This is a genomic window from Reinekea marina (assembly GCF_030409715.1).
Taxonomy (GTDB): domain Bacteria; phylum Pseudomonadota; class Gammaproteobacteria; order Pseudomonadales; family Natronospirillaceae; genus Reinekea; species Reinekea marina.
Map to the genome: position 1 here is coordinate 3,125,399 of NZ_JAUFQI010000001.1, position 12,226 is coordinate 3,137,624.

Consider the following 12,226-nt stretch of genomic DNA (forward strand, 5'->3'; position numbering starts at 1 on the left):
CTTCTATTGAACATCGAGGTAAGTATGTCGATCATGACCCCGCGCGAAATCGTGCATGAACTGGATAAACACATTATTGGCCAAGACGACGCAAAGCGAGCCGTTGCCATAGCCTTACGAAACCGCTGGCGCCGAATGCAGCTTGATGAGCGTATGCGAGACGAAATTTCACCCAAGAATATTTTAATGATAGGTCCAACGGGTGTCGGAAAAACTGAAATTGCACGTCGATTAGCCAAGCTTTCTAACGCACCCTTTATTAAAGTAGAAGCCACAAAATTCACTGAAGTAGGTTACGTAGGCCGAGACGTTGAATCGATTATTCGTGACTTGGTTGAAACTGGCATCAAAATGCTGCGTGAGCACGAAATGAATGCCGCAAAACCACGTGCACAAGACGCCGCGGAAGATCGAATCTTAGATATTTTATTGCCAGCACCTCGAAACGCCCAAGGTGATGCCGAATCTACCGATACTAACTCTAGTACCCGCCAAGTGTTCCGTAAAAAATTACGCCAAGGCGATCTGGACGATAAAGAAATTGAGTTAGAGCTGGCACAAAACTCTGTCGGAGTTGAAATCATGGCGCCTCCAGGCATGGAAGACATGACCAGCCAGCTGCAAAGTATGTTTTCAAATATGGGCAATCAAAAAACCCAAAAACGAAAGTTACCCATAAAAGAAGCGTTAAAACTACTCACCGATGAAGAAGCCGCAAAATTAGTCAATGAAGATGACCTTAAGCAACGCGCGCTGACGGCCGTTGAACAAAACGGCATTGTATTTATTGATGAAATTGACAAAATCGCTAAAAACGAAAATCGTGGTGGTGGCGATGTCAGTCGAGAAGGCGTTCAACGCGATTTGCTGCCACTTATTGAAGGCTGCACCATTAATACCAAATATGGCATGGTGAAAACGGACCATATTTTATTTATTGGCAGCGGTGCATTTCACTTTTCTAAGCCCAGTGATCTCATTCCAGAACTTCAGGGTCGATTACCGATTCGAGTTAACCTGCAAGCCTTAACACCGAATGACTTCAAACGAATTTTAACCGAGCCCGATTATGCCATCACCGAACAGTACGCGGCACTATTAGGCGCAGAAGGGCTGACGGTCACCTTTACTGACGACGCCATTGAGGCCATCGCCAATACGGCTTTCGATGTAAACGAAAGCACCGAAAACATAGGCGCGCGCCGGTTACATACTATTATGGAACGCTTATTTGAAGAAGCGTCTTACAACGCCAGTGAACGAAACGGACAAACCTTAGAAGTGACCGCTCAAATGGTTAAAGACACCTTGTCTGAATTGGCTCAAAACGAAGATCTAAGCCGCTTTATTCTTTAACGCACAAAGCTTAGCTTTCAGCTACGCGCAGCTTTAACGTCTGTAAATCAAACTTACATTCGGTTAGAGCTGCGCTATTATGGCTTCAACTGTAAAGCCATAAACTCCATGCTTCGCTCAGGTAAATACAAGATAGAGACTCCCGATGAATCAGGCACCAACGAAAATTGACTACCAACAGAGTACGGCATTACTCCGCATAGAGTGGCCAGATGGCAAGCAAGCCGAGTTAAGTGCAGAGTTTTTGCGCGTTCACTCGCCTTCGGCCGAAGTGCGCGGTCATGGAATCGGTCAAGAAACGCTTCAAACCGGTAAAAAGAATGTCGAAATTAGTAAAATAGAAGCCACTGGGCGTTACGCTATCAAAATTACCTTTAGTGATGGCCACGATACTGGCTTGTACGATTGGGGTTATCTAAAAAAACTGTGTGACGAGAAAGACAAATATTGGCAAACTTATCTCGAAAAACTCAGTAAAGCGAAGGAATCGCGAGAATCCAAATTTATCGACATCACCCAGTTGAACTCCTGAGCCTAATCTGCCTTGGGGTTTTGATTCGCTTGATTTACCATTAACGCAATCTCTTTGAGTACACCTTTCATGAAATATACCGATCTACGTGATTTTATTAATGTTTTAGAGCAGCGTGGTGAATTAAAGCGCATAAAAACGTCTGTTGATCCACATCTAGAAATGACAGAACTGTGCGATCGAGTATTAAGACAAAAAGGTCCGGCCCTACTCTTCGAAAACCCAACAAACCACTCCATGCCTGTACTCGGCAACTTGTTCGGAACACCAGAACGTGTGGCATTAGGCATGGGCGCTGAATCAACTCAAGAACTGCGTGAAATCGGAAAGCTACTGGCTTATTTAAAAGAGCCCGAGCCACCAGCCGGCTTAAAAGACGCTTGGCAAAAAGTACCTTTGTTGAAAAAGGTGCTCAGCATGGCACCAAAAACGCTTAAGAAAGGACCTTGCCAAGAAAACATCATTGAAGGCCCTGATGTAGATTTAGGAGTACTTCCCGTTTGGACGTGTTGGCCAGAAGATGCTGCACCACTGGTCACATGGCCACTTGTCATAACCCAGGGCCCACAAGGCGGTCGAACGAATCTTGGCATATATCGCCAACAGGTCATTGGAAAAAACAAACTCATCATGCGCTGGTTATCGCATCGCGGTGGAGCATTAGATTATCAAGCCTGGCAACATGAGCACCCTGGCGAGCCTTTTCCTGTCGCTGTTGCTCTTGGAGCCGACCCCGCGACCATCTTAGGAGCGGTTACCCCAGTGCCTGATACCTTATCGGAATACGCTTTTGCAGGGCTTTTACGAGACAGCAAAACCGAATTAGTGAAATGCAAACTTCATGATTTAAAAGTACCGGCCAGTGCAGAAATAATTCTAGAAGGCTATATTTATCCAGGCGAGACGGCCCCTGAAGGACCTTATGGCGATCATACGGGTTACTACAATGAAGTTGATGAGTTTCCCGTCTTTACCGTAGAGTGCATCACGCACAGAGACGACCCGATATATCACAGCACCTATACCGGCAGGCCACCGGATGAACCGGCCGTTTTAGGGGTAGCATTGAATGAAGTCTTTGTGCCTATTCTTCAAAAGCAGTTTCCTGAAATTATCGATTTTTACTTACCTCCGGAAGGATGCTCGTATCGCATGGCGGTGATAAGTATTAAGAAGCAATACCCTGGGCATGCAAAACGCGTCATGTTAGGCACTTGGTCATTCTTGCGGCAATTTATGTACACAAAATTCGTCATTGTTGTTGATGAAGATGTAAACCCAAGAGACTGGAACGACGTTATTTGGGCCATTACAACCCGCATGGACCCTTCTCGAGACACTACGTTGATTGATAATACCCCTATCGATTATTTAGACTTTGCCAGCCCGGTCTCTGGACTAGGCTCTAAAATGGGCATGGATGCAACGAATAAATGGCCAGGCGAAACGGATCGAGAATGGGGGCGCCCTATTGTAAAAGACCCTGCTACCGTTGCTAGGGTTGACTCAATCATGCGCGAATTGGGTGACATTTAGAGAACTGGCTCTATTTTTTGCGCACAAGGTCAATTAATTGTGGCTATTTTTCTGCACCTGACTATAATTTCTGACCAACAGGTCAAATAGAGTTTTAGGTGTTATGGAATCAATTACATTAATCGACTGGTATGGGTATTTAGGGTCGCTTATTATTGCAGTGTCGCTCACAATGTCAGACATAAAACGTCTGCGTTGGATAAACATGCTCGGTGCAGGTATGTTTGCAAGCTATGGCTTTATCATTTCAGCTTGGCCTGTTTTTGCGCTCAATGGTTTTATTGTGCTTATTAATATTTATCACATCTACGTCTTATACCGACGCCCTGTACCACAATCTTAAGCTAAGGGCATCGCCTTCTGATTCGAACTTTGTATAATGGCAACATTGTACAATACCGACTGGAGAAGCCTGTTGCCTAATTCGACGATTGCGACCGTTCATGATCTTAAACTTATGAGCGGTAAAGTCTGGCAAGTATTACTCAAACCCCTTGAGCCTTACCCATTCGAAGCTGGGCAATTTACCGAGCTGCTGATAGAGGGTTATCAATATCTATATTTCACCATTGCTTCAGCGCCTAACAGCCCTTGTATAGAGTTGCACGTTCAAGGCGGCACAGAAACTAATGATCAACTCATTGAACATTTGCGTCAGCATGGCTCCGTAGAATTAGCACCCGCCGGCGGACGTTGTATTTTACCCTCGCTTCCAACCGAACAAAGCCCATTACTGCTTATCGCTTCTGGCACTGGTTTTAGCCAAGTGAAGTCGATTGTAGAAGACTGCATAGATCGTCACTGTAATCGTCAAATTCATATTTATTGGGCAAGTTACAAACTCAGCCAGTTGTACATGCTCGAAAAAGCCGAAGCCTGGGCCGACCAACACCCAAATATTCATTTAGCGGCGCTTATTTCTGAACACAGCCATTGGGAAGACAATCACCAGATGTTACTGCACAGTATTTTGTCTGAGCAGTCGGCCTTAAAATCGGCACAAGCTATTATCTGCGGCTCACCTAAAATGGTGTATACACTATTTGATTCTTTGATTGAAAAAGGTTGCCGAGAACAGCACATCCTCAGTGATGTGTTTGATTTCGCTCCACGGGAGTCATCATGAATACCGCCGAAGTTTTACGCGTATTCGGCTTAGAGCCTCGTGAAACACGCATTTACTTAGCGCTTTTGGAATCAGGCCCTGCTTCTATTCGTGATGTCGCTGACCGCTCAGGTATTAACCGTGGAACCACTCACGAACTGCTAAAGCGTATGCAGCATAAGGGTGTGGTCAGCTATTTTCCAAAAGGAAAGCGTCGGCACTTTCGCGCTGAGCCGCCATCACGATTAAAAGAACTGGCGTTAAACCATCAGAATCAAGTTTCTGAAGCAATGGAGCTTTTAGAAGACAAGGTCATCCCGCAACTTTCGCACTTACAACCTATTACCGGGAATGCCGATGTTCATTACTACGAAGGTGACGATGGTATTGAGTTTGTTTTAAAAGACATTCTAAGCACTGTCAGTGATCAGCCAAACAAAACTTACTGCGTTTATTCCGCAAAAGCCATACGACGCCACCTGTATCGACCGTTTCCGAACTATACGCGTGCGCGGGTAAAGTTAGGTATCAATGTGAAAGTAATTGCTATCGGAGAAGGCGGTCGGGATGCGCCGCTTGCCGATCGAAAATGGATTGATGAAAAGTCCAGTGAAAATGCGGGCTCATACATTGCCATTTACCCACCCAAAGTAGCGCTCATTAGCTTGAGCGATGGCGACCTTCCAACCGCTGTGGTTATCCAGTCGCCGACAATTGCCAATACGCATCAGGTGATTTTTAACACCCTATGGCAAACGTTATAGTAAGGTGAAGCTGTCAGGCAATAGCTCAGCTACTGTCCAAGTTTTTGACTGACCTTTGCCATTAAAAGAAGTCACCTTAGCTTGTTGAGACATGAATTCACTCATGACTTGGCGACACGCACCACAAGGTGACGCAACTTCATCGGTATCGACAAAAATCACGACCTCTGTAATGTCTCCGGGTCTTGCACCATTAACAACAGCGGTGGTTATAGCATTTCGTTCCGCACATAAGGTGACGGGGTAGGCTGCATTTTCAACATTACACCCTAAAATTGTGTCACCTTGTTTGGTCGTTATAGCCGCACCGACAGAGAATTTACTGTAAGGCGTATAGGCTCGTTCTGCCGCCTGTTTAGCCAGTGGCAAAAGTGTTTGCTCTGTGCTCATAATGATCCCTTACAGTGTGATCGCCGCATCTAGCGTTAAGATAATCATATCGTTGAATGATGATTGACGCTCTTCTGGAGTCGCGGCTTCACCACGTGGAATATGATCGCTAACGGTAAGCACAGTTAAAGCATTTGCGCCAAACTCAGCGGCCACACCATAAAGACCCGCCGCTTCCATATCTACCGCCAAAATACCCATGCCGGCTAAACGATCCATCACGTTATCAACCGGGTGATAAAACAGATCGGAAGAGAAGATGTTACCCACTCTAACAGGAATATTTGCATCACGCGCAGAATTTACGGCCGCTTCCAACAGCTCATAGCTTGCAGTTGCACTGAAATCGAACCCTAACATGCGGTTACGGTTAACGACTGAATCGGTACTGGCACCAATGGCAATAATGACGTCACGTAAATTCACATCGTCAGCCAAGGCACCACAGGTGCCGACACGGATGATGTTTTTAACACCAAACTCAGTTATAAGCTCTTTAGCGTAGATAGACATGGAAGGTATACCCATACCAGAACCCATGACAGACAAGCGCTTACCTTTGTATTCACCCGTAAAACCGAGCATGCCACGAACGCTATTAACCTCAACAACGTTGGTAAGGTAAGTTTCTGCAATATGCTTTGCACGAAGCGGATCACCCGGCATCAGAACGGTTTCAGCGAAGTCACCTTTTGCTGCGCTGATATGAGGAGTAGACATATAATTTTCCTATTTTTTGACTAATTTGACCAATCGAACAGTTTTTTCAACTATACCAATCTATTGCCGAAATACTAGTCGTTATAGGCGATAAACGCACATTAAATTCTGGGTAGAATCACGGCGGCTTCCAAACCAAAACCAATGCGGTTTCTTAATCGTAATTGGCCACCTAAACCATGAGCGATATTTCGAGCGATACTTAAACCTAAGCCCGCACCGCCCGTGTTTCGGTTCCGTGAAGCCTCTAATCTTACGTAAGGCTCAAACACCTTCTCAAGATGATCTTCAGGGATGCCTGGACCATTATCAACAATATAAATTTTCAATTCATGACGTGAATCTACCACATCGACCCGAACCTTCGAGCCATAGAAAATACCGTTATGAATCAGATTAGATAAACAGCGCTTTAACGCCAAAGGCTTGCCAAAGAATGTGCGCTTCGCCAGCCCTTTCACCTCAATTTCGGACCCCATCAACTTACATTCTTCTTTTAAAGTATTGAGCAATTGGTTCACATCAATGGGGTGTGTTGCCTCATGCAGGTCGGTGCTTTTACCGAGATCTAACGCGCCTTTTACCAATGCCTCTAGCTCATCTAAGTCGCGGATCATCTTTTCTTGGATATCCGACTCTTCCATCAATTCAGCTCTCAGCCTTAGACGAGTGATAGGTGTTTTTAAATCATGAGAAATAGCTGAAAACATTCGTTCTCGGTTCTCGATAAAACGAATGATCCGTTCTTGCATAAAATTAAACGCAGAAGCTGTTTGCCGAACCTCTTTTGAGCCTTTGAGCATAAGCGGCTTTAAATCGTATTCGATATCGGTACCAAGATGGCGCGCCGCCTTTGATAAATTGGTTAATGGCGCGGTTAGCCACTTAACCAACAGCCAACTGATGACCACCAAGACAAACAAGGTAATCACTAAAAACGATAACTGCTCATTACTCAAACCGCGCACATCCGACAAATAATAAGGATCGGGCAACAGTCCGGCTAAATATAACCATTCTCCACCGCCTAGTGGCATCTGCGCGACTAAAACCGGGGCAACATCAGGTTCGCGAATGAGCGAATTTTGCGCCCATCGCGGCGGTAAATCTATCAATTTAATATCGTTTTTATAAACGCTTAAGGTCGTCGGGTCAGCAAAGGTCACCTGCATTTCACGAAGGCGCTGCCCTAACGTACTGGTGATCGACTCATTAAAATCGGTTAGAAATTGAGAGCTAATCGAAGTTTCGGCAATAGGCGTAACGTTAATAAACTCTTCGTTAATTGACACCAAAAAGCGAGAACCGCCTATATCGCGCATTTGGTTTAAAATAATATGACGATACTCTTTAGGGTACGCTCGAATAAACTCCACCGTTCGGCCAACAGAAGCCGCCATGTCTACGGCCATATCTCGCCCTTCATCGGCTTTTTTGAGCTCTAAAACATGTATCCATAGATAATTGCTGGCAAAGAAAGCGGTCATTAAACCGGCCAGCAGTAGTACTAAGAATCGTGAATATAGTGAGGTAGAGCCAAACTTAAGCACGGTTTAGCCCGCCTCCACTGTAGCCGTTAGCACATAACCTTTACCACGCACCGTTTTGATCATTTGAGGGGATTTACCGTCATCGCGTAACCGACTGCGTAACCGACTAATTTGAACATCTATCGAACGATCAAAAGGCGAGGCATCGCGCCCTTTCAAGTGATGAGATAAATCATCTCGGCTCAGCACTTGACCCGGGTTTTTCAAAAATAAACTGAGCAAATTATAATCCGCGCCATTTAATGATTCGGCAGGATCCGACCTATAAACCAACTCACGGTTGGTTATATTCAATGTAAAATCACCAAACTTTAACAACTGGTGAGCAGGTTTTTCCTGTTGCACACTCTGATTGTCTTCGAATCTTCTTAAAATTGCTTTTATACGCGCAAGCAATTCTCTAGGATTAAAAGGCTTGCCAACATAGTCATCGGCACCGAGCTCTAACCCTATTATTCGATCGGTTTCATCGGAACCGGCCGTTAACATAATGATGGGGATATTGGATTTATTTCTCACCATTTTACACAATGAGAATCCATCGTCGCCAGGCAACATAATATCAAGAACTATCAAGTCAAAATGATCGGCATTTAAACGATCGAACATTTTCTGCCCATCACCTACAGCGTCGACAGAAAAACCATTCTTCTCTAGATATTCTTTCAGTAAATCGCATATTTCTTGATCATCATCGACAATCAAAAGCTTTTTTTGTTGTTCTTGCATTGTCTAATTCTACTTTTTAAGTGAAAACAAACGTCCACGCGGAGTAAACCCGAATTGCTCATGGTACCCTGTTTCGAAAATTAGGTTTGTAACAAAGTATTATACAAACAACCAACCCTATTTCGACTACACTCATCTTATAATAGTCAAAAGTAAACACTAGGCGATTACAGAACTTGGAACACTCTAATTTTCTTAATGATCAGTCACCTATTGGCTTTATTGGAAAAGCCGGAGCATCGGCACTGCACGTAAACGAAGTGCGGAAACGGTTTCATGAAGTCAACGAAGGTCGCTTGCAGCGTTTAAAGGAAGGATTACAACTTAAACAACAACAATGTTTCGAGTTGTTACCGTTACTGTTCCATGTCCATCAACGTGGCTTACCGGGTTATCTCGAAGCGACTGAAATGCCAAGAGGTATTGCCTTTTATCAACCACAAGATGCACTGTTGCGTTCCGCCCAATCACTGACTCGGCAAACTTTTTCATCTCAATTAGTCAGTCGCCCTGAAATTTCGGCTTTGTACTTAATGGGGTCAAGTGGCAGCATAGGCCAATCGACTAGCTCAGACTTAGACATCTGGCTCTGTTATGACAGTGAGCTTAGTCAATTCAAAATTAACCTTCTGAATCAAAAGTGCGAAGCGATCAGCCACTGGGCCAGTGGCTTTAATTTAGAAGTGCACTTTTTCTTAATGAACGCTCAAAAGTTTCAAGGCGGCGAGCAACAATCCCTTACCGGCGAAAACTGTGGTTCAACCTCTCACACATTGCTGTTGGATGAATTTTACCGCACGGCGCAACTCATTGCAGGAGGCATGTCTGCCTGGTGGTTTGTGCCAACGTCCAAAGAACTAGAGCATGAAGGGGTTATAAAAAAACTCGTCAACAATGGCCACATTAGCACGAAAGAGGTTACCGATTTTGGAGGCGTATCAAAACTAGACGCCGGTGAATTTATTGGCGCTGGGTTATGGCAAATTTATAAGGCCATCGATGCGCCTTATAAGTCTGTACTCAAATTAATTTTACTTGAAATCTATGCACGGGAATTTCCTAAGGTTATCAGCCTGGCACACTCTTTAAAAAATGCCGTTTACCGAATGAATTTATCGCTCGATAACCTTGATCCTTATGTCATGCTCTATCAACGTATTGAGGCTTATTTAGTAGACCGAGGAGAAAAGGATCGTTTAGAACTTTTACGGCGATGTTTTTATTTCAAAGTCGGCATTAACGTTTCAAAGCCCACTCGAACTCGAACATGGCGCAGAGAGCTGATGGAAGTTTTAGTACAATCATGGGGATGGACAAAACATACAGTTCAACATTTAGACAACCATCGGCAATGGTCTATTGAATCTGTCATCAATGAACGCCGTTTACTAGTCAGTGAGCTCACTCGCAGTTATCGATTCTTAACTGAGTTTGCCGCAGAGCACCATAGCGCGCATGTCATGAGTCAAAGAGACTTATTAATTCTAAGCCGAAAGTTGCACGCGGCTTTTGATCGCCGACCTGGCAAAATTGATTTTATAAAAATTGGCTTAGACATAGACTTATCCAATGAAAAAATTCGTCTACATGAACGTGAGAGCAAACAAAAAGGTTCAGCATTGTGGGCGGCCTATAATCAACCCATTGATGAAATAGATTCAGCTTCGCCATTGAAATATTCTCAAGGATTACTTGAGACGCTGTTGTGGTGTCACTTAAACGGCCTTCTCAGTGCTCATTTGCACATTCCAATACAGCCGCTAAAAGAAAAAATAAGCGACTTTGAAATTCGTATGACCATTGCATCACTGCGCCAACATTTGCCGACCCCACTGGCCAAAATAAACCCAGATCGATTCTATCACCCTGCCCATATCACCAAGGCGGTGTTGTTTGTGAATTTAGGGCGAGACCCACTGGCTTATTTATCGGCACGCGGGTTGCAAAAAATATCTGAGCGCAGCGACAGTATGGATTTTAGCTCGCTAAGAGAGAACTTAATCATCAGTATAGATATGGTGTTAGTCAATAGCTGGGGAGAGGTCGTCGTTGAACGGTACGATGATCACAACGTAACCGCGAATGCCATTCGATCTTTAATAGGCAAAATCAATAAGCAGCACGGCAACTCGCAGCCAGAACTAAATGTGGTTTGCAACAATGAAACGCGACCGCATGCCATCGCCAAGAGAATCAGTGACTTATTCGAAGACGCCATAAATGCGCTGTGCCGATCAAACAAGTCTGCATCGCCTCGATTCATTTATCATGAAAGCGAAGAATTTCTCGTCTTTCAAAAACTTAACAATGTCATTGGCTACCGCCGATTCTCAACCGAAAAAGAACTCATTCAACAGCTCGGGGAAGAACAAACCACTCACAACCCTGTCATCATAGATAGACTCTTTCAGGCGAAAACAAAATGGCTAAAGCCGCTACTAAGCGCACAAAAACCACAAGCGATGATCATTGGTTTTGAACGGCACAATAAACGCGTGGCTATTCGGCTTATAGATGAAAAAGGATCCTTGATTGTTTTTGATACCGAATTTTTCAATGTCGCTACCCTTATATCGCCCTTGGTCCGATTCTTAAAAATTACAGAACACCGACAACGCAGTATTGATATAGAGCAATTCCAAGGGCAGCGGCAAATACAATGCATTGAATTTATATCAGAAAAAGGTCAATACAAGGCGCTAAGGACCCCGGTTAAAGGGCTCATCAACAAGGGGCATTTCATCAGCATTCAGGTCAATGTAGATGTCAGCTCCAATGGCTCGGATGAGTTTGTAATCAGCTGTAATGAAAAAGAATTTAGCAGTAATATTCTGGGTGATAATCTTTATACAGCCGTGGCATCTTACATATTAGGAATACGCGCCTCAGGAAAGAAATATCCTGCTTACATTACCGACATAGCTTTATCGGAAAACTTCATTGCGAAGCTTCCATACGGCATGGCACAAACAAAGCATTACCTTGAGTCTAAACTGAGACTCGAGAAAAAAATCAACCTAGCAATGGCTTCACTTTAAATGCAGGTTAAACCTTTGCAGCTAATGATTCTAAGTAGTCAATATTTGGAATAATGGCTTTACCCAATTGGGTGATCACAGCCATCGATTCCGCTTGACCTATCGTTGTTTGCTTATCTTCGCGTATTTCATTATCAGTAAGCTTTATCATTCGAGGAATACCTTGCACCATAATAGCAAAGTAAGGTCGGCTCTGATCATCACCAATACAGTTAAAAATTGCTAATCGAGATTCAACGCTGTTGCGCCCACTCACCTGACTGTTGGCTAATTCAAAACTGATCACGGGTACATGAATACCCCGCCAATGAACATAGCCTAGGCACCAAGTAGGTAAGTTCTCACCCGCTTCTATTTCGGTAGCCGGCACAAGTTCCGCTACCGCTACGTTAGGAACAAGTAAGCTTTTGCCTTGTACAGGCACCAATAAACTCGATACCGTGTCATTATCAGATTTAGAAAGCATTCTTGTTGGTGTTTTCATGATCTTACCTTTTACTGTGATA

General features: G+C 44.2%; 13 protein-coding genes. 7 read left to right on the forward strand and 6 right to left on the reverse strand.

The features are described 5' to 3' along the window. Positions 1-24 precede the first annotated feature (24 nt). From hslU to QWZ13_RS17190, 4 genes are all read left to right on the forward strand, one after another. The gene (hslU, locus tag QWZ13_RS17175; RefSeq protein ID WP_290283408.1) at positions 25-1,356 is read left to right on the forward strand and encodes an ATP-dependent protease ATPase subunit HslU; all 1,332 of its coding nucleotides are present in this window, start codon (positions 25-27) and stop codon (positions 1,354-1,356) included. Between the two features lie 145 nt (positions 1,357-1,501). Continuing rightward, complete coding sequence (locus QWZ13_RS17180) at positions 1,502-1,888, forward strand: gamma-butyrobetaine hydroxylase family protein (protein ID WP_215999866.1); 387 nt, start codon at positions 1,502-1,504, stop codon at positions 1,886-1,888. A 69-nt stretch (positions 1,889-1,957) separates the two neighbouring features. Beyond that, positions 1,958-3,424 (forward strand): 4-hydroxy-3-polyprenylbenzoate decarboxylase, encoded by a 1,467-nt coding sequence (gene ubiD, locus QWZ13_RS17185; RefSeq protein ID WP_290282862.1) that lies wholly within the window; start codon positions 1,958-1,960, stop codon positions 3,422-3,424. A gap of 103 nt (positions 3,425-3,527) precedes the next feature. After that, entirely contained in the window at positions 3,528-3,767 is a 240-nt protein-coding gene (locus QWZ13_RS17190) for a YgjV family protein (RefSeq protein ID WP_215999864.1), read from the forward strand. Here QWZ13_RS17190 and QWZ13_RS17195 read toward each other — a convergent pair. Beyond that, positions 3,738-3,869 (reverse strand): hypothetical protein, encoded by a 132-nt coding sequence (locus tag QWZ13_RS17195; RefSeq protein WP_290282863.1) that lies wholly within the window; start codon positions 3,867-3,869, stop codon positions 3,738-3,740. The genes QWZ13_RS17190 and QWZ13_RS17195 overlap by 30 nt on opposite strands. Between QWZ13_RS17195 and QWZ13_RS17200 the strand changes: the two genes are divergently transcribed. Beyond that, positions 3,840-4,550 (forward strand): ferredoxin reductase domain-containing protein, encoded by a 711-nt coding sequence (locus tag QWZ13_RS17200; RefSeq protein WP_290282864.1) that lies wholly within the window; start codon positions 3,840-3,842, stop codon positions 4,548-4,550. The two genes, QWZ13_RS17195 and QWZ13_RS17200, sit on opposite strands and share 30 nt — an antisense overlap. Further along, the gene (locus QWZ13_RS17205) at positions 4,547-5,293 is read left to right on the forward strand and encodes a TrmB family transcriptional regulator (RefSeq protein WP_290282865.1); all 747 of its coding nucleotides are present in this window, start codon (positions 4,547-4,549) and stop codon (positions 5,291-5,293) included. The genes QWZ13_RS17200 and QWZ13_RS17205 overlap by 4 nt, the downstream gene beginning before the upstream one ends. On the opposite strand, the gene cdd is transcribed toward QWZ13_RS17205, so the two are convergent. From cdd to QWZ13_RS17225, 4 genes are all read right to left on the reverse strand, one after another. After that, on the reverse strand, positions 5,288-5,683 hold the full coding sequence (cdd, locus tag QWZ13_RS17210; protein ID WP_290282866.1) for a cytidine deaminase: 396 nt from the start codon (positions 5,681-5,683) through the stop codon (positions 5,288-5,290). The genes QWZ13_RS17205 and cdd overlap by 6 nt on opposite strands. Before the next feature lie 9 nt (positions 5,684-5,692). After that, a complete protein-coding gene (deoD, locus tag QWZ13_RS17215; RefSeq protein ID WP_290282867.1) occupies positions 5,693-6,403 on the reverse strand; it encodes a purine-nucleoside phosphorylase in 711 nt (236 codons plus the stop codon). 101 nt (positions 6,404-6,504) lie between these two features. Next, positions 6,505-7,953 carry an ATP-binding protein gene (locus QWZ13_RS17220; RefSeq protein WP_290282868.1) on the reverse strand — a complete coding sequence of 483 codons (1,449 nt, stop codon included), beginning with the start codon at positions 7,951-7,953 and terminating at the stop codon, positions 6,505-6,507. A 3-nt stretch (positions 7,954-7,956) separates the two neighbouring features. Continuing rightward, a complete protein-coding gene (locus QWZ13_RS17225; RefSeq protein ID WP_290282869.1) occupies positions 7,957-8,682 on the reverse strand; it encodes a response regulator in 726 nt (241 codons plus the stop codon). Positions 8,683-8,858: 176 nt separating this feature from the next. Here QWZ13_RS17225 and QWZ13_RS17230 point away from each other — a divergent pair, with 176 nt between their 5' ends. Further along, entirely contained in the window at positions 8,859-11,720 is a 2,862-nt protein-coding gene (locus QWZ13_RS17230; protein ID WP_290282870.1) for a class I adenylate cyclase, read from the forward strand. Positions 11,721-11,727: 7 nt separating this feature from the next. On the opposite strand, the gene QWZ13_RS17235 is transcribed toward QWZ13_RS17230, so the two are convergent. Further along, a complete protein-coding gene (locus QWZ13_RS17235; RefSeq protein WP_290282871.1) occupies positions 11,728-12,204 on the reverse strand; it encodes a chemotaxis protein CheW in 477 nt (158 codons plus the stop codon). Positions 12,205-12,226 lie beyond the last annotated feature (22 nt).

Coding starts and splice junctions, on each gene's coding strand:
- hslU (WP_290283408.1), top strand. CDS start 25: ATGTCGATCATGACCCCGCGCGAAATCGTGCATGAACTGGATAAACAC.
- QWZ13_RS17205 (WP_290282865.1), top strand. CDS start 4,547: ATGAATACCGCCGAAGTTTTACGCGTATTCGGCTTAGAGCCTCGTGAA.
- deoD (WP_290282867.1), bottom strand. CDS start 6,403: ATGTCTACTCCTCATATCAGCGCAGCAAAAGGTGACTTCGCTGAAACC.
- cdd (WP_290282866.1), bottom strand. CDS start 5,683: ATGAGCACAGAGCAAACACTTTTGCCACTGGCTAAACAGGCGGCAGAA.
- QWZ13_RS17225 (WP_290282869.1), bottom strand. CDS start 8,682: ATGCAAGAACAACAAAAAAAGCTTTTGATTGTCGATGATGATCAAGAA.
- QWZ13_RS17195 (WP_290282863.1), bottom strand. CDS start 3,869: ATGAACGGTCGCAATCGTCGAATTAGGCAACAGGCTTCTCCAGTCGGT.
- ubiD (WP_290282862.1), top strand. CDS start 1,958: ATGAAATATACCGATCTACGTGATTTTATTAATGTTTTAGAGCAGCGT.
- QWZ13_RS17190 (WP_215999864.1), top strand. CDS start 3,528: ATGGAATCAATTACATTAATCGACTGGTATGGGTATTTAGGGTCGCTT.
- QWZ13_RS17180 (WP_215999866.1), top strand. CDS start 1,502: ATGAATCAGGCACCAACGAAAATTGACTACCAACAGAGTACGGCATTA.
- QWZ13_RS17235 (WP_290282871.1), bottom strand. CDS start 12,204: ATGAAAACACCAACAAGAATGCTTTCTAAATCTGATAATGACACGGTA.